This is a genomic window from Alkalihalobacillus trypoxylicola, assembly GCF_001590785.1.
Taxonomy (GTDB): domain Bacteria; phylum Bacillota; class Bacilli; order Bacillales; family Bacillaceae_D; genus Alkalihalobacillus; species Alkalihalobacillus trypoxylicola.
Genome location: NZ_LTAO01000038.1, coordinates 64118 through 86786, shown reverse-complemented (window position 1 = coordinate 86786; position 22669 = coordinate 64118). Strand labels below are relative to the sequence as shown.

Here is a 22669-nt window from a genome sequence, read left to right as displayed (position 1 = left end):
TTCATTTAATGTTCCATCTCATTATGACCACATGACTCTCTGACGATAAGCTCAGAATCGATAAATACAGGTTTAATTTGTGATTTTCCTATAATTAAATCATCCAATAAATGAGCTGATAATTTCCCTAGCCTCTTCTTATCCTGTCTAATAGTCGTTAATTTTGGCTCAATAAAACGACAAGCATCTATATCATCTACCCCTATGATTTTTATGTCTTTTGGTACTTGTAAATCATATTCCTTCAGGGCTCTAATAGCCCCTATTGCCATTAAATCAGAAGCTGCAAAAATGGCTTGAGGGAGTGAATTTTTTTGTAAAATCTTTTTCATTGCCTCATAACCACTTTCTTCATGGAAATCACCATATTCAATCCATTCTTGGTTAATCGTTAGTCCAAATTGATTCATGACATCTATAAAACCTCGTTCTCTATACATAGAGATAACGGAATCTTTTCTGCCTCCAATATAACCAATATCTTTTATTCCATGTAAGTAAAAGTGTTGAACGACCTTTCGGGCAATACTAATGTTATCTGTCATGACATAGCTCGAATTAGGCTCATTTAGTTCTATGTCAATGCCTACACAAGGCATACCATGTTGAGCTAATTCATAAATAGAATCTTCTACTTCTTCACCCGCAATAATAAGGCACCCATCTACATTAAAGTGAGAGCAACGAGCTAAATAGCTCGCATTGTTTTTATGAAAATGCTCATTTGAAAACATAATAATGTCATAACCAAGCATACCAATAGCTTTTTTAAAGCTTGTCACGACCTCATTAAAAAATGGATGAGTAAATTCCACATTAAACTTTCCAGCATGAATCAGCCCAATTAAATTTGATTTCTTAGTTGCTAAAGATTTTGCTGAAAAAGTAGGCTGATAACCTGTTTCAGAAATAATATCTAGCACTCTTTCTCTCGTTTTATGGCTAATCCCACCATAATTATTTATGATTTTAGACACGGTACCAGGTGAAACTCCAGCTTTTTTGGCAATATCTTTTATCGTTAAGTTCATTTATCTATGTCCTTTATTGTAATTTTGTTTACTTTAGATTATAAAATATCAAACAAAATGACAATTTAAAATCTCTTCTTCATGTTGTCTCTTACTTTACAGCGCCCTCGGTAATACTTGAAATAAATAATTTATTAAACAATAAGAATATGATTAGTAATGGTAAAGTAGCCCAAAACACTCCAGACATAACCATTCCATAATCGATATTGTAGGTGCTATTTAAAGTTGCTAGCGCTACTTGAATCGTATACATATCCGGACTTCTTAAAATGGTAAATTGCCATAGGAACTCTCCCCATACAGCTGTAAAAACAATAATTCCTAATGTAGCAAACGCAGGAAGGATGATTGGTAATACTATACTTCTATAGATTTTAAAATGGGAACAACCATCAATTTTCGCTGCTTCTATTAATTCATCAGGAACAGAATTTGCGACATACTGTCTCATTAAAAATATCCCTAATGGATTTAAAAAGAATAAAATAGCCACACCTTGTATAGTGTCTAACAGTCCTAAGTTAGCGATTAAATAATATTGTGGAATTAATCCTAACTGTGGTGGAATAATCATCGTTAATAATATAGCAATAAAAAGGATATTTTTCCCCGGAAATTTAAATTTAGCAAAAGCAAATCCCGCTAAGGAGCTAATAAAAAGAACGACGATTGTTACGATAGAGCACAATAGAATGGTATTCCCCATCGCTTTAAAGAAATTAATCGTGCTTAACACTTTCTCAAAGTTTTGTATAAGTAAGCTGCCAGGTAAAAGTGTAGGTGGAATAGAATTAAAGGCAGCACTTGGATTTGTAGCCATTACAAACATCCAATAAAATGGAAATAATGATAAAATGGATGCTAGAGATAAAAACAAATACATCCCTAATTTACTAAAAGAAAATTTCTTTTTTTGATTGGTCTCTACCATTACCTTACCCTCCTTCTACGGAATCCTGAAGTAAAGAATACATTAATAGCAGAGAATATCGTTATGATAATTAATAAGATAATCGCTGTTGCTGATGCGGTTCCAAAGGATTGTAAAGTAAACGCATCCCTATATAAGTACATGACCACCGTCATCGCTTCATCTCTAGTAAAAGCAGAATTTCCTAAGAATACAGTCGGTTCTGCAAATAATTGTAGTGCTCCTACTGTAGCAAAAAAGACGGTCAGGACAATAAATGGTCTCAATAACGGAATCGTAATATAAAGCAACTGCTGCAGTTTGTTAGCTCCATCAATAGTCGCTGCTTCATAATATTCCTGTGATATTGACTGAAGTCCCGCTAAATAGATAATCGTGTTATATCCAACCCATCTCCAAAAGACCATTATGGAAATAGCTATTTTAGTTCCCCACTCTGAAGACGCCCAGTTCACTGGGTCGAACCCAAATAAACCCATTACATAATTAGCTAATGCCGTTTCATGATTGCTAAATAGAACACTGAAAATTAATGCTACCGCAACCATAGAGGTTATGTAAGGCATAAAAATAGTTACGCGAAAGAAATTTTTAAATTTTAAGAAAGTGATATTCAGTAGAAATGCTAAAATAATCCCTACCACGATTTGCGGTGCCGTTCCTAACAAACCGATAATAATCGTGTTATATAATGATTTCCAAAAGAGTGGATCAAATAAAATAATTTTAAAATTATTTAAGCCAACAAACTCCATCGCACCAAGACCATTCCATCTTTGAAAAGCTAAATAAATACTGAATAAAGCGGGGTATAATCCAACAATAGCAAAAATGATAAAGAATGGAGAAATGTATAGATAACCTGAGAGCATATCCTTTTTGGCTTCTGATAATCGCTTATTCCGACTTAAAGGACCCATCGTACTCCCTCCTTCTATATAGGTTGGGTATGTAATGATACATACCCAACATTCAAATATTTATCTAAGCCTAGCGACTCATTGTATCTTTTGCTCGTTTTACTGCTTCTTCCCATTCTGTCTCAGGATCTCCACCTTGCTGGACATTTTCTAAAGCATTTACTATATGTTGATGTATTGGGAAATATCGTTCACCTTTATAAACGGTTCCATTAATATCCTCTACAGCTTCAATGAATACTTCTGCGGTATTTTGACCTCCGAAAAACTCATCTTCACTCGCTGTGAACTCTTCCATTTCATAGACAGATGGTGCAGAAGGAAACATTCCATGACTTAATGAAGATTTCAATTGGCTTTCAGGTGAAACTAACCACTCGATAAAATCATAAGCTTCTTGCGGATGGTCTGTTTCAGCTGGAACTGAGATGAAGGAGCCTCCCCAGTTTGCTGCAAATTCTGAAGGAAGTGTTGCTACTCTAAAGTAACCAGATGCTTCTGGAGCATTCCCTTCCATCCAGCCTTTCAACCAACCTGCTCCTAATTTTGCTGCGAAATCTCCTTGATTCACCGCATTAGACCATTCAGCTGACCATAATTCAAAGTTCCCTACTAAACCTAATTCATTTAGTTGTACAGCATAATCATAAGCCTCTTTCACCTGATTTCCCGCATTTTCAAGTAATAATTCACCTTCTGGATTTAAATAGGTTTCCTCGATAGGATCTAGGTAGGCTCTGTAGGCCATTTCCATACTATCGACAAAAGGTTTTCCTGTATTTTCTTTCACTTGAGTTCCAGCTTCAATTAGTGCTTCTGGAGAATTAATTAATGCAGACACTTCATCTGGATCCGTTGGTAGTCCCGCTTCTTCAAAAACGTCAACTCGGTAATAAAGAGCTTTCGGTCCAATATCAGTAGGCATTCCCAATAAGAAATCACCTTCTAAATTCTCGGCTGTTTCCCATTTCCAATCTAAGTATAAATCTTGAACTTCACTCGCACCATAATCATATAAATTAGCAAATCGATCTTGTGCTTGCTTGAAGCGGTCAAGCTGGTCAATTTCTAACATAGCCATATCTGGTGCTCCACTACCAGCAGATAATGCTGTAAAAAGGGCATCATGATGATCGGCTGTTTCAGCGATTCTAACATTTATTTTTATGTTTGGATTCATCTCTTCATACTCTTTTGCTAGCTCTTCATAGTTAGTTGAACCGAACCCCCAAAAAGTTAACTGAACTTGCTCACCACTATTATTCTCTTGCTCATTTCCGTTTTCAGAACTTGCTTCCTCATCGTTATTACAAGCAACCATAACCATAGCCAACAAAATTAAGATACTAAAACTTAGAATTTTTTTCACTCTAAAATCCCCCTTAGTATAAAATAAATATCATCCTTCAAAAAAATTAGATGTTTTCACCACCTTTAAGGAAATCGGTTTCCATAATAGATGTAAGGAAACGTTTACAAAAGTAATTTTATATCTAATATTCGTATTTTTCAATATTTTTTTTAATTTTTTTATATTTTTTTCTAGTATTTCCTTTTTATATAGGAAACCGTTTTCTCTACTATTTCTAAAAACCATTTCTTATAGGCTCTTTACGAATTGCTTCTCCTTAAATATAAAAAAACCGAATTAGAATAAATTCTAATTCGGTTAGAAGGTGTTATTCACTTTTTAAATCTTCAATAGATGTAATATCCATATATTGAGGAACAACTAAGCCAGCTTTTGCTCCTTCAAGGTTAGCACCTAAATCAACAATTTGATCTTCAAACTGTTCATATTGAGTACCGTGAGTAATAGGTAACCAAGCTGCTACCATTGCGTCTGCTTCACCAGAAGCAATTGCTTCCCACATAAAGCTGTTCTCAAGAGCACTAATCGATACATTATATCCAACATCCTCTAAAACCAGCTTCATAAGATTTGTAGAAGCAATCTCCGAATCCCAAGCAACAAATGCTAATGTAATTGAATCTCCATCTACTGAAGATACTCCATCCGTCCACTCCGCTACTCGGTCTTGGTTATTATCAAACCAATCTTGTGCTGCTGCTTCAGGGTCTGTACCACCATTAATGTCATTCATGATGACTCCCATTTCATCTTCTGTCCAAAAGAAGTTACCTAATACTTCAACAGCTTCAGGCATCTCATCTTCTAAGCCTAAACGTGTGATTGTGTGAATATCTTCCGCTTCTCCAAATACATTTTCAGGATCTTCTAAATATTTCAACTCATATTCAGCAAATTTCCAATGGGGATTCCAACCCGTTACTACAATTGGCTCTTCATTAGCAATGGCTTCACCAAGCGCACTGACCATAGCTGCAGCTGAGCTAACTTGTACTTCATAATCATCTAGACCGTATACTTCTAATGCTTCTTGAGCACCAGCAGTAACACCTGCACCAGCATCAATTCCAGTAATCGTATAGTTTAAATCTTCTCCGATATTAGAAGTGACTTCACCATTGCCTTCATCATCTGTCGTATCATTATCGGTTGTATCTCCACTATCGTCACCACAAGCTGCTAAAATTAGGGCAGCTGACATACTAAGTGCCAACCCTGCACGTTTCCAATTCTTTTTCATAATTGACCTCTCCTCTAAAATATTATTTATTAATCAAAGTTTAAAACTTGATTAAGCATCATTAGACTTCTACTTTTTCTTTATTAAAGCTTTGCGTTAAACGGTCTAATATAATCGCAATAATAACAATTGCAATACCCGTTTCAAAGCCTTTACCTACATTATTTTGTCCAACTGCATAATAAACCTCTTGTCCTAATCCTGGTGCTCCAATCATCGCAGCGATAACGACCATCGATAACGCAAGCATAATACTTTGGTTCACACCTGCCATTATTGTTCCTCTTGCCATTGGCAATTCCACTTTAAATAGCTTTTGTGCTGGCGTTGAACCGAAGGCATCGGCAGCTTCTATTAATTCCTTGGACACCTGTTTTATTCCTAGATTTGTTAAACGAACCGTTGGAGGCATTGCAAAAATGACGGACGCCACAATACCTGGCACCATTCCTATCCCAAAAAACGCTACAGCAGGAATTAGATAAACGAATGCTGGCATCGTCTGCATTAAATCCAGTATCGGTTTGAATATACTTTCAACAATTTTACTTTTGGACATCCAAATTCCTAATGGTATACCAATAAATATGGCAATAATTCCACTACTTAATACGAGGGCCAAAGTTCTTATTAGACCATCCCAATAGCCTAAGTTATAAATTAAATATAATCCTAAAAGTACAAAAACAGCTAAGCCCCACTTTTTACGATTTAATAAAACCGTCAATCCAACCATGATTAAAATAAACAACCATGCAGGCGGAAAATCAAGTAACCATTCAATTCCAGTTACTAATTGATCAATTACAGAACGAATACCGTTAAAAAAGCCTCCTGCATTTTTAAGCCATTCTACAAAGTGGTGGATCCATTCAGCTAGTGGTAGTTGTGGTATTAAATCCATCAAAGTCCACCTCATTTCCAGAAAGCGCTCCTAGAACAGCACCTCTAACAATTATTCCTCTCAGCTTCCCATCCTCCACTACAGCTAATGGGACTGAGCTTGTAGATAAGGAATCTAATAATTCATGAATCGGAGTATCCAATGATACTTGTGGTATATCTCGATTTACGACTGAATCCAAATTCTTATTCTGCTCTTTTATTAATGTAGAAACATCATTTGCATGAACAATACCTACGAGTTCTTTTGCTCGAGTTGTCACATAAATACTAGAAATTCCCGCATCCTTCATTCTTTGAATAGCAACTCGTGGCCCATCCTTATCCAAAGTAATCGTCTCAGGACGAATCATTACATTTTCAGCTGTTAACACCTTTGCTCGGTCTACATCCTCAACAAACTTTTCAACATACTGATTTTTTGGGTTCGTTAATATTTCCTCAGGTGTACCAGTCTGAACGATTGCTCCATCTCTCATGATCATGATTCGGTCACCAATTCTTAACGCCTCATCTAAATCATGTGTAATAAAAATAATCGTTTTTTTCATTTTTTCTTGTAAATCTAACAATTCATCCTGCATATCTTTTCTAATTAATGGGTCTAAAGCAGAGAATGCTTCGTCCATCAATAGAATATCAGGATTATTAGCGAGTGCTCGGGCTAGACCTACACGTTGCTGCATTCCACCTGATAATTGGTCTGGATATTTCTTTTCGTAGCCTTTAAGACCTACAAGTTCTAAAGAAGATAATGCTTTCGCTTTTCTTTTCGGTTTTTCAATCCCTTGAACCTCTAGTCCATACTCCACATTAGATAGCACGGTTCTATTAGGAAATAAACCGAATTTTTGGAAAACCATCCCCATTTTTCTTCTCCGTACTTCTCGTAATTTCTTCGCATCCATTGTAGCTAAATCCTCACCATCTAACCAAACACTACCCATCGTAGGTTCGATTAAACGATTTAAGAGACGTATAATCGTTGACTTACCACTACCAGAAAGTCCCATGATGACGAAAATCTCTCCATCATTGATTTCAAAGCTTGCCTTGTTTACACCAACAGTCATTCCTGTTTCTTTTAAAATCTCGTCTTTGCTTTTATTTTCTCTTAAAAGCTCAACCGCCCTTTTTGTTTTCTTACCAAAAACCTTCGTTAATTCTTCTACTTTTACTTTCGACATTGTTTGATTCACCTCACTTAACATCCGACTTACTTACTATATCTCTTTGGTAAATTTGAAACAAACTTTATATTTTGTATATAACGTTTATAAATTATGTACAGTTTAAACTGTACAAAGATTATGTTGTTCTATCTCAGTATTCCTACCTCATCCTAGCTAATGGTAGAAATATGAATACTTTCTTGTTTCGTTTGTTTTTGATAATATTCTGTATAGTAAGCGTAAATAGTATGAACGAATAGACTTTACCCTAACTTTATATATATTAAACACTTTTCTAAAAAAACATTATTGGAAAAAGCAACATTTTCAAATATACGGGGTTGAAAGAATCGCTTGTTATTGGGGAGGAAAAAAAATGATACAAAAAACAAGTCAAACAGACCTTGAAAAGCTATATCAATCTAGAGAAGCTTTTTCTCATGAGCTATCCAAAAACATTCACATGTATGGAATTACTCAATCAATTGGACGGCTTTATGGCACCGTTCTTTTCGCAGATGAACCTATGACGCTTGATGATATGAGTCAGGCGGTTGGAATGAGCAAGACTAGCATGAGTACAGGAATTCGAACTCTTCTTGAAGCTAATATGGTCGATAGAGGTTGGCAAAAAGGGGTTAGGAAGGATTTATATCAACCAGAAATGGATTGGTACAAATCATTTTCTACTGTATTTGTGAAAAGGTGGAAAAATTCCGTAGATAATAATTTAAAAGCCGTTGAGAAACATGAAAATTTACTTACTCAATTAGTGGATACGGAAGATGAGCATTTAAAAGCGATGATACTGTCGGATTTAAATAAAATGTCTCATGCTCGTAAATATTATCAATGGCTACAAGAGGTCATTCAATTATTTGAAAGTGAAGAAATTTATAACATTGTTCCTAAAAAAGATTAATTGAACATCAATATTTAGATTCATACATTTTCTGGAGAGCAGGCACATAGCCTATTTATGCTCTCCTTTTTTACTGATTCATAAAATGATTATCGTCGATAAAAAAACTCACCTGCCTTAATGACTCGCTGTTCAATTTCAAACAATTCTAAGTCAACCTTATTCTGGTAGTGCTGCCCTGATGTAGCCTCTAGAATCATTTGATAGGCACTTTCCATCTTCCCTTTTTTCATATACTGTATGATGGCCTGTAACCCATCGCGATCGATAATCCCTACTTGTGTAGCAGCTGCTAGCTGATAGCAAGGATCCGATATTTGGCTGGAGTTCGTTATAATTAGACCTTTATTTGCCTGATAAAAAGAACAAGCTGTATGAATTTCTTGAACGGCTTTAAGACCAAGCTTGTCTGAATAACGTTTGGCTTGGACCGCAATTCGTACTCCATCGTTACTTTCAAATATTAAATCTGCTCCAAAATCACGACTTTTCTTTGTTATGTATAAGGTTTCGATACCGATAGCGGCGAGTAACACATATAAATAATCTTCAAACTCATATCCACTCATACGGTCGATATCTTTCATTGAAATCTTTTGTAAATCATATTTCTTCTGTTTTAGCTTCGCAGCACCGATTAGGATCACAATCACTAATAAAATAATGGAAATAATCCCTAATAACCACAGCTCTTCTAGCATCGCCTTCATTCCTTTATAAAAAATGTAAGATGCCCCTATCATACACGAACCAGTAGAATTATACAAACAAACGTTTGTATAACTCTACATCAAAAGTTGTATTTCTACCTCAGTCGTTTTTGTTACTTACTCTCCAACCTATAATTGATTTTTTATCTTCTTTTCTGTCTTACAATTTAAACAATCTATTAAGAAAGAGGGGTTTTATCAATGGAAAAACAAAAACCTGTTGTATTAATTACTGGAGCATCTAGAGGATTAGGAGAGGCTTTAACCTACTACTTTGCTGAAAGAAATTATTCAATTGCCATTTGTTCTCGTCACTTAAAAGAAATCCAAAAAGTAAAAAAGAAAGCGGAGAAATTAGGTGCAAGTGTTATAGCTCTAGAAGTGGACGTAACTCATTCAAAAGAAGTAGATCGGTTGATTAGTGTTACTGAATATCATTTTGGTTCGATTGATATTGTCATAAATAATGCTTCTATTTTTGGACCAGGACCTTGTGAGCTAACTGATTATGACGAACAAGCTTTTAGAAATGTTCTAACAACCAATGTCCTCAATCCTTTCTTAGTAACGAAACGAGTATTATCGGGTATGCTCGTTCATAATCAAGGTTTGGTTATCACCATTACATCAGAGGCTGGGATTACTGGCTTTGCTGAATGGGGAGCTTATGGTATTTCTAAATTTGCTGTAGAAGGATTAATCCAGACCTGGTCAGATGAATTAGCCGATTATGAGGTTGAACTATGCTTGGTGGATCCAGGTGAAATGAATACAAAAATGCATGAAAGAGCGGTTCCTAATTGTGATTATTCATTATTAGAACCGAACCAATTGCTTCCTTTTTTTGATTATTTATTATCATTAAAAGGTGGCAGAAATGGTCAACGTTATTCGGCACCAGATTTCCTTGAGGCAAATGGATATGTTTAAAATCCCTCCACACTTAAATGCTACTGTTCCTGCAGAATACCGATTAACTCATCGTTCACAAGTTTCACTTATGTTGTTAAATAAGGAAACCGGACAATTAAGTGATCATCTATTAACGGAACTGCCTCAGCTATTATCAAAGAATGACTTACTTATTTTTAATAGCAGTCGAACGATTCCTGCTTCTATTCTTTCAGTGGATCAAAATGTTGAAATTCGCTTAGCACGAAAAATTGATGAAAGGAAATGGGAAGCTATTCTCTTGGATTCAGAGGAAAGAGTCTTGTCTGTTGAGCGATTAGACTTGCCTGAAGATGTAAATATAGCTGTAGTAGGAAGTGGTTCAGAGTTTCCTTTAGTGACCATCGAATTTCAGAACATTCATGAACCACTTTTATCTTATCTGTACCGATTTGGAGAGCCTATTCGATATGAATATATTGATCAAAAGTGGCCATTAGATGCCTATCAAACTATTTTTGCCTCTTCACCAGGTTCTATTGAAATGCCTTCTGCGGGAAGAGCTTTTTCGTGGAAACTTATGCACTCTCTTCAAAAAGCAAAGATAAAAATGGGATTTTTAGAATTGCATACGGGAATTAGTTATTACGGAAATCATATTTGGCCAAACCCAATCAACCATCCTGAAGCTTATTATATTCCTCATAAAACCATTCAATTAATGAATCAATTAAAAGCGAATAATGGCCGTTTGATTGCTGTTGGAACCACCGTAGTTAGGGCTATTGAATCGTTTGCTCTTCAAAAAACATCCTTTATGTCTGAATGTAGAGACACCCATTTATATATTCATTCAGGAACTACGTTGCAAATGGCTGATGCTATAATCACAGGGTTACACGAGCCTGAGGCCAGTCATTTAGACATGCTTAAAGCCTTTACAAAATCAGAATATCTAAACAAATCCTATGACCACGCTCTAAAAAAAGGGTATTTATGGCATGAATTTGGTGATATTCAATTAATTCTTTAGAAGGTGATACAATGCTGAAATTGCACCACATCGGGATAGAGGTAAAGGACTTAAAAAAATCCCTTGCTTATTATGAAACTTATTCTCAAGCAAAATATGTGAATCAATTTAAAATCGGGAAAGAATTGATTATATTTATTCAATTAGGAGAACTGACCATTGAATTGATCCACTCATCTCAGAAAAAAAATAAAAAAAACCCTTCTACTATTCATACAGCTCTTCAAGTCGAAAATGTAATAGATTGGTATGAGTCTCTGCTAAAGAAAAATCTTCCGCCTAGTGAAGGACCTTATCAATTAAGCAATGGTTGGAAAGTCGTTTATTATCAAGGGCCAAATCAAGAACTAATTGAGCTCATACAATAAAAAGTACGCTTCTGCTGAAACGTACTTTTTTGGTACTTTAGAATTTTACTATTTTATGCTTTATAGCAAAAAGTGCTGCTTGTGTTCGGTCAGACACTTCTAGCTTACTAAATATATTGGATAAATGCGTTTTGACCGTTTTTTCAGTAATATAGAGTTCTTGTGCTATCTCTTTATTACTTTTTCCGCTAGCAATTTGCTTAAGAACGTCAACTTCTCTTTTCGTTAATAACTTTATATTTTTTTCTTCCTCAGACTGCTGATGTGATATTCGTGTTAATACGAACTTTGTTACCTTATCATGAAGCTTACTTTCACCTGAATATATAGCTTTAATCGTTTCAACTAGCTCTTCAGGTTCAATATCTTTTAATTGATATCCGTTAGCTCCCGCCTGCAAAGCAGGTATAACATGGTCATGTTCTGAATAACTACTTAAAATTAAGATTTTTACCTCTGGATAGGATTCACGGATAATCTTTGTCGCTTCAATGCCATCCATAATAGGCATGACCAAATCCATTAAAATAACATCTGGTTTTACTTCTTTTAATAAATAACAAGCTTCTTTTCCATGACTAGCTTCTGCCACAATTGATAAATCCTCATCCGTTTCTAAGAAATACCTTAAGCCTTTTCGGACCACTTGATGATCATCAACTAGCATAATTTTGATGTCCATTTACTACTCCTTATTTTTCATACATTTCTAACCTACTTTAGTGGGATTACCAAACAAATTTTCGTCCCTTTATGAACATCGGAAAATAAGCTATATTCTCCTCCTAATTCTTCAACTCTTTTTTGAATACTATTTAATCCAATACCTCTTTGAATTTGGTTAGGATTAAAACCTATTCCCTGATCCTCAATCACAATCTTAAGCATAGTATCTATAAACGTCATTTGTATCTTCATATCATTTGTTTGTGCATGCTTTTTGCAATTATTAATCGCCTCTTGAAGAATTCTCCATATCGGTAATTCCCTTTCACTACTAATCTTTTTTAATCCCTTCGCATTTACTTCAATATCCAAATCTACTAATTCAGAATATCTATTAATAGCCGTTACGATTCCAAGTTCTAAGCCCTCAGGACGCAGCTGAAAAATTAACTGCTTTACCTCTTTTAACGCTTCATCACCTAGCTCTTTAATTAATTGCACTGAATAAATATGGTCTTGTTCCGTCAGTCTTTTTTCAAGCCCTTTCGCATGTAAGATTAAAGAAAATAATAGCTGATTGACTGAATCATGTAAATCTCTTGATATTCGCTCTCTTTCATTTGTTTTCACAAGCTTTTTTTCTTCTTGATGTAAATATAGTTTTTGCAATTGTAAAGAAAGATGCGTTAATATCTCCTCTAAAATAATCGAGGAAGCCTTAGATATGTGATCACCAAAAATACTAATCTCTAATACATTTGGTTTCCATTCAATCCTACTGGAATAATGATAGACAGCTTTCTCTCCTACTAATAAATCAGTATCATTCCATTTAAATTGTATTCCCTTCCAGTCAAAATATTTCAATGCTAATTCTCCAGCATGTTCTAAAAACGTATCTATATTGGCTTCTTGACTAATTTGGGCAATGTATTTTTGTAATTGTGATAACATCCGGGCACGTTCTTGCTCTTCTAAATAAAGCTGAAATCGTTTAATGGTTGCCCCCATTTGGTAAGCGACCGTCTCTAACAAATCTAAATCATCCTGAGAAAAGGAGTCTACCTCTACTGAAGCAATATTCATTAGACCAAGCGGCTCCTCCCCCGCTTTTATAGGTATGGTTGCATGTCTTTCCATCCCATTTATACAACCCCAATGGTTGGTTTTTGCCATTTCTAATCTTTTACAGTTCAAAATATTTACAGCATGTTTCAATTCTTCATTTCGGAATTTATTCATGCACCAACATCCACCTATTTTTAATGGCTCACAGTCATTATATTGCAACCCTTCTGGCAAACCATGAGAGGCAATAAGTCGGTGTTGCTGCTCTTTATCTATTAGGAAAATCCAACCTGTTTCAATGTTCGTAATATCTAATAACGCTTCTAACACAGCTTGGAGCATTTCTTCTAGATTTTTTCCTTTGTTCAAAGTTTTTGAGATCATTTTTAACGTTTCAAGGGTTTGTATAAGAATTCCCCCTTTTTTAATCTTGCATTTCTAAAACGAATTCTAAAGCATTTTCTAAATTCTCAGCATCATTTCTTATAATAGCGATCATCTTTTCCCCTTCAATTGTATCTAGTCCCTCAAAGGCTTGAGCGGAGATCTCTACACCATAAATTTTTTCTTCAGTATCTTCTTCTGCTTGTGCAAAGTATAGCCTATCCTCTTCAATCCCAACCGCCTCTAATTCTTCTTGGTCAAACGTATAAAAGGCTTGGTCTGGAACATGTAGTCTAAATGAACCCTCATCCATTACGTACATATCCGGCCTTTCTGTTGCAAGTATGACTACACTTCTTTGTTGCATACCTACATCCGTACTTTCATTTAATTCGGTTGTATTATAGTTTAATATCGTATTGACTCTATTCCAAGTAGGCATAGAATCCTCAATATTTTGAGAGACTTGTTGCTCTGCCTCTTCATTCGCACTTAATCGGGAGGGGAAAAACGAACCATAGTACATAATTTCAACATCTAAAGGAGGTAAGCTCGCTAACTCTTTTTGCTCCTGACGGTGATCAACAACCATATTAATAACAGAAATAATAATAATGACACCTATTATAACTCCAATTGTATGGAGCTTATAGTAACGAAAGAAATGGGCTATTTTATCCTTTTTCGTTTCAGTTATCTCAGGATTTTCGGTTCCGTAGCGTTTGTAGTTTAAAATCGTTTCATAGGCTTTCGATTTTTCTTCCATATTGATAGAAGGATCGGCTTTGTTTTTCTTTATCCACATTAAATAATGCTTCTCAATTTCCTCTTCTGTTGCATCCTTACTAATATCAAAAATCTTATAAGCTTCTTGTATTTTCATACTGTGTACTCCTACTTTCAAAGATTTATATTTATAAATGATCAATTCCTATTAGATAGAATTAATTTCATCATTCCTATCTTTTAGTGAAAACCGAGCGATAAGCTTTGATTTTCACTTTAGGTAGTTGCTTTCCCAAAGGCTTGTCTTCAGCTAACTCTGACTACGCAGAGCTTCGACAGAGTGGATCTTCAAACGGCGCTGATCCTTTGGGAGTCACTACCTACCGTTTCAATCAATAAGTGAATTTGAAAATATTCATCTTTTAATAAAAACCGAACAATTTGGTGTTTGATTTTCACTTTAGGTAGATGCTTTCCCAAGGGCTTGTCTTCAGCTAACTCTGACTACGCAGAGCTTCGTCAGAGTGGATCTTCAAACGGCGCTTATCCTTCGGGAGTCACTACCTACCGTTACAATCAATAAGTAAATTTGAAAATATTCATCTTTTAATAAAAACCGAACAATTTGGTGTTTGATTTTCACTATAGGTAGTTGCTTTCCCAAGGGCTTGTTTTCAGCTAACTCTTACTATGCAGAGCTTCGCCAGAGTGGATCTTCAGACTGCGCTGATCCTTTGGGAGTCACTACCTACGTTTCAATCAACGAGTGAAATTCGCAAACATTAAGTACATTTTTATCATAAATGTTCGGTTTCGTTCACTTATAAAGCAATGATGAAATGGACTCAATAGAATTTAAGAATATTTCATTTTTTCAAGAGTCATTAAGCGCTTTCATTTTTTTATGTGTATAATATAATTATGACATTACTAACTTTATAATGGAAGTGGAAAACCTTATGAAACTATCTAGTATTTTTAATAATGGAATGATTCTTCAACGAGATCAACCTATTAAGATATTTGGAACAGCTAAGCCTTTTGAAACGATTGAGCTTCTTTTTAAGGATCTTTCGTACGAAACTAAGTGTGACAAAAATGGGTACTGGGAAATTACTTTGAAGCCATCTAATGCTGGCGGCCCTTATAACATGACTATTAAAAATAAAGAAAATCAAATTTATTTACATGATATTTTAATTGGTGACATTTGGGTATTAAGTGGTCAGTCTAATATGGAACTTCCTTTAAAAAGGACATTAGATTTATTTTCTCAAGAATTAAAAAATGAATCCAACCCTTTCATACGGCAATTTTCTATGCCAATGAAATATAATTTCCACCATCCTCAGCAAATGCTCGATGAAGGACACTGGATAACCGCCAAGCAGGAATCTCTTTTGAATTTTAGCGCTGTTGGATATTTTTTTGCAAAAGAATTATATGAGCAATATCAAATACCCATTGGCCTCATACAGACGGCCGTTGGCGGTACTCCTATTGAAGCATGGATTCCAGAAGCTAGTTTGCGTAAAATAGGTGGCTATGAAGATGATTTAGAGGCATGTAAGAAGAATGAATTCATACAATTTACACAGGAAGCAGATAGAAATCGACAAGCCCAGTGGTTTAAAAATTTGAATAAAATAGATGAGGGCATAAAGAAAAGGTGGGCTTCAGAACCATTTCAGGAAAAAGCCAAAACTTTTATAGTACCTAATTCTTGGGAGGGAACAGAATTAGAACATACAAGGGGCGCTGTATGGTTTCAAAAGAAATTTGATTTACCTAATGGTTGGTTAGAGGATGATATTCAATTAAAGCTAGGTACGATTATTGATGCCGATGAAACTTATATAAACGGAGTTCTTATCGGACAAACTGGTTATCGATATCCTCCAAGAAGATATCATATTCCAAATGGTACATTAAAAAAGACGGATAATTTACTTTCAGTTCGAATTATAAGTACCGAAACAACCGGAGCTTTCGTTCCAGATATGCCTTATAAAATTTCAAATCATGATTATGAAATACCATTAGACGGAGAGTGGCTTTATAATATTGGTGCAATTACGGAGGAATTAAAGTCGGCTACTTTTTTTCAGTATAAACCAAGTGGAGTTTATAATGCGTTATTAGCTCCCCTTCATTTTATACGTATTAAAGGAGTTCTCTGGTATCAAGGTGAGTCAAATACAGACGTTCCTGAAGGCTATCATAAGCTTTTTCAAACCTTAGTAAATAATTGGCGCTCTAAGTGGCAGCAAGATTTATTACCAGTCATCTTCACACAATTATCTAATTTTGAAACTCACTCAAAATCAGCTACTGATAGTACTTGGGCAATGTTACGAGAGGAGCAACGAAAATGCTTAGACATTCCTCATACAGCGATGGCTGTAACGATTGATGTTGGAGAGCACAATGACCTTCATCCTCAAGATAAAAAATCGGTTGGAAAAAGGCTATCCTTATGTGCAAAACATTTAGCATACGGAGAAAGCATCGTTTATAGTGGACCTCTCCTTAAAAAGGTGAACAAAGTGGACTCGCAGATTATATTAGATTTTGATCATGCTCATGGAGGGCTTCTGTGCAAGGGAAAATCACTCCAAGCTTTTACTATTTGTGGTGAGGATCTTCATTACCTTCCTGCTAAAGCTGAGATTAGAGGGAATTCGGTTATTGTTTTTCATGAACAAATTTCTCAACCGATGTATGTGAGATACGGATGGTCGGATAACCCGTCCACTGCCAACCTTTACAATAAAGAAGGGCTACCAGCCTCTCCTTTTACCACTGAATGAAACTAAAGATATCGTTACAAAAGAAAAACTTACACCTTAGTGGTTAAAGACAAACTTTTACCTCTAAGGTGCTTTTTATCGGCTTCATATTTATGTTTTACTGTAAAAATTGAAAGGAATCAAAATCAAAGTGACTTCCTGGTAAAAAAGCAAATGTTACTTGTTGTTTACCTGTTAACTCTTGTAAATCAAATATTTTTCTTTTATAATCTGATGTTTTGGAAAACTCAACAATCCGATGGTCTTCCCCCGTTTCACCTTTAAAATAGAGATGAATCGTATTGTCTATAGGTGCACGTCCTGTTATCGCTATTTTTCTCACTTCTTTATTAGTAAAATCAAAATGATGAAACACCAATGAAACGTTATTACCTATCTCTTCAACGGTTTCTTCCTTCACATAATAGTAATCACCATAAATCTCATCATGCTCGATTGCTTTATTCTCTGCTAGCGTACGATCCTGCTTCTCAAAAGAAAATCCCTTAATGTGAACCTTTTTATTTAAAACAAAATAAATAGAATTCAAACCTATTAATCTTTTAGACAATTTATACGTTTCCTTCTGGTACACATTCCACTTCGATTCTTTTTGATAAATAACATCGGCTAGTAATTCTGTATCATTTTCACCGGGAACCCCCCTCCAAATTTGAATAGGATATTCTTCATTGGTTAAGGCAAAGATAGGGAGTGTAATTTTATTAGAACCGTATTCTCCAAAATTAATTTCATTAAAGCCTACGATTGTTTCTCCATCACGGCTTGTTGCCACTCCTCGCTCATTGCCATTACTAACTTCACCTTGACTAAAATCATAAAGACCTGCTGAAATAAGTTGATAAGGATTTTTATAGGTCGTACCAATTCCCTCTACTTTAAATTCTAATTCAGAGATAAGCTTCGTTTTTGCTGTTCCATTTTTACTCGTGCACCTTAAACGAAAATCTCCGTCTCCCATTGCCTTTAATATAGCATTCAAACCTTTTGTCTCTAACTTTGCTAACTTAGATTCAATGCCCACATCATTAACAACGCTCCATTCTACTTCACGGTAGCTAGTATTCTCAGGATGAAGCTTTACACTTACTTCAGTAATCGGTTGTTCTTGATTTAACGTACAACCAAGTTCACTAATTAACTCTATTTTCCTTAGAGGTACTTCTTTTTCATTACCCATCACAATAGGTAAATGGGTGTTAGCTGATAATATGGATAAAGCATTCTCTTTCTCTGTGGTAGCAACTTCTAATACAGGTATCTCAAGCACTCTAGTTTCCATCCTAGTAGACGATACTTTAATGTGTATTGGACCCGACTCAAGCTTTGAGGCAATAATAGCCATCAGTTTTCCACTAAATAATCTCCGACTTATTCCTTTATATTGGTCGTAGTCTGTACTGTCACCATTATCTAAACCTATCAATCGACCAGCTCCACTTACGTTGACTTCAACACGATTATTGGCATTTTCTACTGTATTGCCGTTACTATCTTTCATACTAATTTCTAAAAATAGTAAGTCTTCTCCATCTGAAATAAGCTGATTTTTGTCACTTTTTAAATGTATAGAAGCAGCATCACCAAATGACTTTTTAATGTCCGATGCTATTACCTTTCCATCTTCATCATAGGCCAAAGCTTTAAGCTCTCCTGGCTCATAAGGAATTTTCCAATGTCCTAGTAGTTCCGACTCGATCCCTTTTTGAATCTGATGTACTCCTAATGAACGTTCGTTTAGAAACAATTCTATTTTGGGAGCGTTAGAACAAACACGAACATCAATAATTTGTCCGTTATTAAAATCCCAATAAGGGAAAATATGAATCATTGGTTTTTTCTTATAATCAGTCCAAGCCGCCTGATATATGTAATAAGAATCTTTTGGGAAGGTCGCAGTGTCAATTTGCCCAAAATACGAATTTTTTGTATGGTAAGGCGTAGGCTCACCAATATAATCAAATCCCGTCCATAAAAATTGACCAAGGGAATACGGAGTATTTCTTTCTGCCATAATACAAAACTCTACTGATTTTGCTCCCCAACTAGTTGAGCTATTTCCTAATGCTGAGCATTGTTCATCATCATCCGCTAAAATTGAATTCTCTAAAGGAAAATGATAAATACCTCTACTTTGAACAATTGAAGACGTTTCACTTCCATAAATAATCCAGTCAGGATTCTCTAAGTGATGCTGTTCGTAGTACTTTTCAGCATAATTATAGCCTACGACTTTGACTACATCAGCGCATTTTTGAGCATTTTCCCATGGCATATAATTAGATCCAAGCGTCACATACCCATTTCCTTTAGGATCATATTTTTTAACCTCATCTATTAGAATTTTCGTTAGTTCTAACCCACGTTCGTCAGCATGTGTATCATAGATTTCATTCCCAATGCTCCACATAATTAGACTTACATGATTTCTATCCCTCATAACCCAGCTTTTTATATCACCCGCAAACCATTCTTTGAAAAATCTCCCATAATCATATTTGGTTTTGGAGCGTTCCCACATATCAAAAGCTTCTGTCACCATTAAAAAACCCATCTCATCAGCTAATTCCATCCATTCTTTCGAAGGCATATTATGAGCCGTTCGTATTGCATTAACTCCCATTTGCTTTAATAGTAAAAACCTTCTTCTTAAGGCATTTTTATTAAAAGCCGCTCCCAGTGCACCCAAATCATGATGTTCACATACACCATTAAGTTTTATCTTTTTTCCATTCAAATGAAATCCATTATTCGGGTCTAGCTCCACCGTTTTAAAACCAATATTTTGTTCAACCATTTCTATTAATTCTCCACTACCAGAGCAGATTAATTTCGTTCTTATCTGATATAAATGAGGCTTCTCAACATCCCATAATAATGGAGTCTTCACTTTTATATTTTGTTTATTATGTAAAGATGGACCATTTATCAAACTTTCAGATGAAGATGCTATAACCTCTTCCTGCCATAATAGTTCGTGTAATAGTACATAGCTACCTTTATGAAGCTGCAAATCCGTTTCAATTTCAACTTCCCACTCTACCTCACCTTGTTTGGTTGAAATATAAATTCCATCGGAGGGTATATAGTTTTCTCCTCGTGTTTTTAACCAAACATCGCGATAAATGCCCGCTCCTGAATACCAGCGACTATTTGGGCTTTGAAAGAGTACTTTAATGAGGATTTCATTCTCTCCTTCTTTCAGTTGTTTCGTAATATCATATTCGAATGAAGAGTAACCGTATTTCCATTCACCTACATACTTTTCATTTACATACACAGTAGAATTCATATAAATAGCTCCAAAGTATAAGAGAATGTTTTCATCATGATTTTTCCTTTCATAATAAAACCTTTTTCTATACCAGCCTATACTATCTTCATAAAGATTCAACGTGTCATAAATTAACCAATCGTGGGGAATTTCAATAGATTCAAATTTTAACGAATCAGTATTCACTTCTTCCAAAGCGCTTTTTGCAAATTCCCATCCCTCATTGAAAAGTCTTGTTTGATTCATTTCATTTCCTTTAGACATTCATTTTTTCGTCCCTTCTATCATTTAGAAATAAAACGTTTAAAAAAAATCTCCTTAAACGATTTCTAATTCGAAATCTAAGGAGATTTTTCTGATTAATCTAATGATGTTTTTAGTACATCATTATTCTTTCTCTGCCCCTAATACGATCCCTTTTACAAAATATTTTTGTATAAAAGGATATACGAGTAACATCGGAAGAGCGGCGATAAAGATTTGTGCGGATTGAACGGTTCTTTGTGATAAGTTTCTTAACGTTTCAGCATCCGTTATCTGACTGAAATCTTGCTGGACAATGATCGTTTGTAAAAACGTTTGTAACGGATAATTTCTCGCATCATTATTATAAATCATTCCATCAAACCATGAATTCCAATGGAAAACCATAGTGAAAAGAGATACAGTTGCAATGGCCGGAATCGCTATTGGCAAATAAATTTTAATAAAAATTTGGATATGATTTGCTCCATCAATAAAAGCAGATTCTTCTAGTGATTTTGGAACGGCTGTTCTAAAGAAATTCAATAGTAAAATTAAATTATATGCATTAATTGCGGTTGGTAGAATTAATGCCCATAATGAGTTTGTAAGACCTAGCCCCGTTACTACCATGTATGTTGGAACAAGTCCACCATTAAAGATCATGGTAAAAACAAAGAACCACATGTAAATCCTTCTGCCTTTAAAGTCCCCATCATATTTCGATAAAGAATAAGCTGCACAGAGCATAGCTCCCATAGATATAGCAGTACCAAGAACAACCCTACTTATGGATATAAAAAAGGAACGAATAAAATTGTCATTTCCAATTGTTCTTTCATAAGCATCAATAGTAAAATCTACTGGCCAAAAAGAAACCATATTTGCTGCTGCAGCTGAACTACCACTCAAGGATACGGCAAAAATATGAACTAGAGGGAGTAAGCAAAGAACGGACACTAAGATAAGAAACGAATAGTTTAATATCGAAAAGATGGTATAACTTCTTGTTTTATAAATTTTCATTTGCTTCCCTCCTAAAAGATTCTCCAGTTTGCATATTTAAACGCTAGACGATAACCGACAAAGATTAAAACTAAGCTTATTAGTGATTTAAATAGCCCGACGGCTGTACCATAACTAAAATCACCATTTATTAAAGAAACTCTGTAAACATAAGTATCTATAATATCACCAGTTTGATAAACTAATGGATTATACAAATTGAAGATTTGGTCAAAGCCGGCATTTAATACATTTCCTAAGGACAAAGTTCCGACCACTATAATGATTGGAAGCATCGCTGGTAAGGTAATGTTCAATGTTTGTTTCCATCGATTCGCCCCGTCCACTACTGCTGCTTCATATAAGCTTGGATTAACAGCGGTAATGGCTGCTAAGAAGACAATCGTGTTAAATCCAGTCTCTTTCCATAAATCACTTATAATAACCGTTGTTCTAAACCAATCATTACTCCCTAAAAAGAAGATTGGATTCACATTAAATATCCCTAAGAACTGATTGACTAATCCTCCATCTGGAGAGAGCAAATCAATTAATATCCCACCTAAAATAACCCAAGATAAGAAATAAGGTAGATAAATTACGGTTTGTACCGTACGTTTAATGAATATTTTATGAACTTCATTTAACAATAGAGCAACCGTAATAGGTACGATAAGTCCAAATATAATTTTTAAAGTCGAAATGATCAGTGTATTCCAGATGACCTGTTGAGCATAATCATATTCAAACATCGTACGAAAATGTTCAAAACCAATCCATTGCGAACCCGAAATTCCTAACCAAGGTTTAAAATCTTGGAAAGCCATCACAATTCCGAACATAGGCGTATACTGGAAAATGATAGCTAAGACGATTGCAGGAACTAAAAGTATATGTAATTGCCATGTCCTTTTTAAATCCCAACCTTTTTTTGTCTTTACTTTTTTATCTGCTGTCTTTTTCATTTTTTTATTGTTATAAGCTGGCTCCACTTTTT

The 22669-nt window shown here is 35.0% G+C and carries 19 protein-coding genes; 5 read left to right on the top strand and 14 right to left on the bottom strand.

Translation table 11 applies throughout. The annotated features are described in order from the left end of the window. Positions 1–5: 5 nt before the first annotated feature. The 7 genes from AZF04_RS18750 to AZF04_RS18715 form a co-directional block, all read right to left on the bottom strand. Positions 6–1031: a LacI family DNA-binding transcriptional regulator gene (locus AZF04_RS18750; protein ID WP_061950088.1), complete on the bottom strand. Its 1026-nt coding sequence runs from the start codon at positions 1029–1031 to the stop codon at positions 6–8. Between the two features lie 91 nt (positions 1032–1122). Next, positions 1123–1965, bottom strand: coding sequence for a carbohydrate ABC transporter permease (locus tag AZF04_RS18745; protein ID WP_061950087.1), 843 nt, complete (start codon positions 1963–1965; stop codon positions 1123–1125). After that, positions 1965–2885 (bottom strand): carbohydrate ABC transporter permease, encoded by a 921-nt coding sequence (locus AZF04_RS18740; RefSeq protein WP_061950086.1) that lies wholly within the window; start codon positions 2883–2885, stop codon positions 1965–1967. Before AZF04_RS18740 ends, AZF04_RS18745 begins: the two co-directional genes overlap by 1 nt. Before the next feature lie 70 nt (positions 2886–2955). Then, positions 2956–4212, bottom strand: coding sequence for an ABC transporter substrate-binding protein (locus AZF04_RS18735; RefSeq protein ID WP_061950157.1), 1257 nt, complete (start codon positions 4210–4212; stop codon positions 2956–2958). A gap of 352 nt (positions 4213–4564) precedes the next feature. After that, positions 4565–5497 (bottom strand): glycine betaine ABC transporter substrate-binding protein, encoded by a 933-nt coding sequence (locus AZF04_RS18725; RefSeq protein ID WP_061950084.1) that lies wholly within the window; start codon positions 5495–5497, stop codon positions 4565–4567. A gap of 61 nt (positions 5498–5558) precedes the next feature. Further along, positions 5559–6401 (bottom strand): ABC transporter permease, encoded by an 843-nt coding sequence (locus AZF04_RS18720; RefSeq protein WP_061950083.1) that lies wholly within the window; start codon positions 6399–6401, stop codon positions 5559–5561. After that, a complete protein-coding gene (locus AZF04_RS18715; RefSeq protein ID WP_061950082.1) occupies positions 6370–7587 on the bottom strand; it encodes a quaternary amine ABC transporter ATP-binding protein in 1218 nt (405 codons plus the stop codon). The genes AZF04_RS18720 and AZF04_RS18715 overlap by 32 nt, the downstream gene beginning before the upstream one ends. Positions 7588–7948: 361 nt before the next feature. Here AZF04_RS18715 and AZF04_RS18710 point away from each other — a divergent pair, with 361 nt between their 5' ends. Continuing rightward, complete coding sequence (locus AZF04_RS18710) at positions 7949–8494, top strand: GbsR/MarR family transcriptional regulator (protein WP_045480885.1); 546 nt, start codon at positions 7949–7951, stop codon at positions 8492–8494. Between the two features lie 89 nt (positions 8495–8583). Here AZF04_RS18710 and AZF04_RS18705 read toward each other — a convergent pair whose 3' ends face one another. Further along, positions 8584–9195 carry a restriction endonuclease gene (locus AZF04_RS18705; protein ID WP_064504236.1) on the bottom strand — a complete coding sequence of 204 codons (612 nt, stop codon included), beginning with the start codon at positions 9193–9195 and terminating at the stop codon, positions 8584–8586. Between the two features lie 210 nt (positions 9196–9405). Here AZF04_RS18705 and AZF04_RS18700 point away from each other — a divergent pair, with 210 nt between their 5' ends. Genes AZF04_RS18700 through AZF04_RS18690 form a run of 3 tightly spaced genes read left to right on the top strand, consistent with a single transcriptional unit; the run spans position 9406 to position 11496 of the window. Next, positions 9406–10134 (top strand): SDR family NAD(P)-dependent oxidoreductase, encoded by a 729-nt coding sequence (locus AZF04_RS18700; RefSeq protein ID WP_061950080.1) that lies wholly within the window; start codon positions 9406–9408, stop codon positions 10132–10134. Beyond that, a complete protein-coding gene (locus AZF04_RS18695) occupies positions 10082–11128 on the top strand; it encodes an S-adenosylmethionine:tRNA ribosyltransferase-isomerase (RefSeq protein ID WP_235600034.1) in 1047 nt (348 codons plus the stop codon). Before AZF04_RS18700 ends, AZF04_RS18695 begins: the two co-directional genes overlap by 53 nt. Before the next feature lie 11 nt (positions 11129–11139). Further along, complete coding sequence (locus AZF04_RS18690; protein ID WP_061950078.1) at positions 11140–11496, top strand: VOC family protein; 357 nt, start codon at positions 11140–11142, stop codon at positions 11494–11496. A 37-nt stretch (positions 11497–11533) separates the two neighbouring features. On the opposite strand, the gene AZF04_RS18685 is transcribed toward AZF04_RS18690, so the two are convergent. Genes AZF04_RS18685 through AZF04_RS18675 form a run of 3 tightly spaced genes read right to left on the bottom strand, consistent with a single transcriptional unit; the run spans position 11534 to position 14497 of the window. Further along, positions 11534–12178, bottom strand: a complete 645-nt coding sequence (locus AZF04_RS18685; RefSeq protein ID WP_061950077.1) for a response regulator — start codon at positions 12176–12178, stop codon at positions 11534–11536. Positions 12179–12210: 32 nt separating this feature from the next. After that, positions 12211–13599 carry a GAF domain-containing sensor histidine kinase gene (locus AZF04_RS18680; protein ID WP_161485281.1) on the bottom strand — a complete coding sequence of 463 codons (1389 nt, stop codon included), beginning with the start codon at positions 13597–13599 and terminating at the stop codon, positions 12211–12213. 55 nt (positions 13600–13654) lie between these two features. Beyond that, entirely contained in the window at positions 13655–14497 is an 843-nt protein-coding gene (locus AZF04_RS18675) for a J domain-containing protein (RefSeq protein WP_061950075.1), read from the bottom strand. 802 nt (positions 14498–15299) lie between these two features. Here AZF04_RS18675 and AZF04_RS18670 point away from each other — a divergent pair. Next, positions 15300–17150 carry a sialate O-acetylesterase gene (locus AZF04_RS18670; RefSeq protein ID WP_061950074.1) on the top strand — a complete coding sequence of 617 codons (1851 nt, stop codon included), beginning with the start codon at positions 15300–15302 and terminating at the stop codon, positions 17148–17150. A gap of 97 nt (positions 17151–17247) precedes the next feature. On the opposite strand, the gene AZF04_RS18665 is transcribed toward AZF04_RS18670, so the two are convergent. The 3 genes from AZF04_RS18665 to AZF04_RS18655 all read right to left on the bottom strand — a co-directional run bounded on the left by AZF04_RS18665 (position 17248) and on the right by AZF04_RS18655 (position 22637). Beyond that, the gene (locus AZF04_RS18665; RefSeq protein ID WP_061950156.1) at positions 17248–20670 is read right to left on the bottom strand and encodes a glycoside hydrolase family 2 TIM barrel-domain containing protein; all 3423 of its coding nucleotides are present in this window, start codon (positions 20668–20670) and stop codon (positions 17248–17250) included. A 141-nt stretch (positions 20671–20811) separates the two neighbouring features. Then, on the bottom strand, positions 20812–21693 hold the full coding sequence (locus AZF04_RS18660; protein ID WP_045480867.1) for a carbohydrate ABC transporter permease: 882 nt from the start codon (positions 21691–21693) through the stop codon (positions 20812–20814). Positions 21694–21704: 11 nt separating this feature from the next. Beyond that, positions 21705–22637, bottom strand: coding sequence for an ABC transporter permease (locus tag AZF04_RS18655; protein ID WP_045481187.1), 933 nt, complete (start codon positions 22635–22637; stop codon positions 21705–21707). Between the last annotated feature and the right edge of the window lie 32 nt (positions 22638–22669).

Excerpts from the sequence above, each read along its gene's own strand:
- AZF04_RS18720 (WP_061950083.1), bottom strand. The coding sequence starts at position 6,401 with ATGGATTTAATACCACAACTACCACTAGCTGAATGGATCCACCACTTT.
- AZF04_RS18750 (WP_061950088.1), bottom strand. The coding sequence starts at position 1,031 with ATGAACTTAACGATAAAAGATATTGCCAAAAAAGCTGGAGTTTCACCT.
- AZF04_RS18660 (WP_045480867.1), bottom strand. The coding sequence starts at position 21,693 with ATGAAAATTTATAAAACAAGAAGTTATACCATCTTTTCGATATTAAAC.
- AZF04_RS18665 (WP_061950156.1), bottom strand. The coding sequence starts at position 20,670 with ATGAATCAAACAAGACTTTTCAATGAGGGATGGGAATTTGCAAAAAGC.
- AZF04_RS18685 (WP_061950077.1), bottom strand. The coding sequence starts at position 12,178 with ATGGACATCAAAATTATGCTAGTTGATGATCATCAAGTGGTCCGAAAA.
- AZF04_RS18745 (WP_061950087.1), bottom strand. The coding sequence starts at position 1,965 with ATGGTAGAGACCAATCAAAAAAAGAAATTTTCTTTTAGTAAATTAGGG.
- AZF04_RS18670 (WP_061950074.1), top strand. The coding sequence starts at position 15,300 with ATGAAACTATCTAGTATTTTTAATAATGGAATGATTCTTCAACGAGAT.
- AZF04_RS18740 (WP_061950086.1), bottom strand. The coding sequence starts at position 2,885 with ATGGGTCCTTTAAGTCGGAATAAGCGATTATCAGAAGCCAAAAAGGAT.
- AZF04_RS18675 (WP_061950075.1), bottom strand. The coding sequence starts at position 14,497 with ATGAAAATACAAGAAGCTTATAAGATTTTTGATATTAGTAAGGATGCA.
- AZF04_RS18705 (WP_064504236.1), bottom strand. The coding sequence starts at position 9,195 with ATGCTAGAAGAGCTGTGGTTATTAGGGATTATTTCCATTATTTTATTA.
- AZF04_RS18725 (WP_061950084.1), bottom strand. The coding sequence starts at position 5,497 with ATGAAAAAGAATTGGAAACGTGCAGGGTTGGCACTTAGTATGTCAGCT.
- AZF04_RS18655 (WP_045481187.1), bottom strand. The coding sequence starts at position 22,637 with ATGAAAAAGACAGCAGATAAAAAAGTAAAGACAAAAAAAGGTTGGGAT.
- AZF04_RS18700 (WP_061950080.1), top strand. The coding sequence starts at position 9,406 with ATGGAAAAACAAAAACCTGTTGTATTAATTACTGGAGCATCTAGAGGA.
- AZF04_RS18710 (WP_045480885.1), top strand. The coding sequence starts at position 7,949 with ATGATACAAAAAACAAGTCAAACAGACCTTGAAAAGCTATATCAATCT.
- AZF04_RS18690 (WP_061950078.1), top strand. The coding sequence starts at position 11,140 with ATGCTGAAATTGCACCACATCGGGATAGAGGTAAAGGACTTAAAAAAA.
- AZF04_RS18695 (WP_235600034.1), top strand. The coding sequence starts at position 10,082 with ATGGTCAACGTTATTCGGCACCAGATTTCCTTGAGGCAAATGGATATG.
- AZF04_RS18715 (WP_061950082.1), bottom strand. The coding sequence starts at position 7,587 with ATGTCGAAAGTAAAAGTAGAAGAATTAACGAAGGTTTTTGGTAAGAAA.
- AZF04_RS18735 (WP_061950157.1), bottom strand. The coding sequence starts at position 4,212 with ATGGTTATGGTTGCTTGTAATAACGATGAGGAAGCAAGTTCTGAAAAC.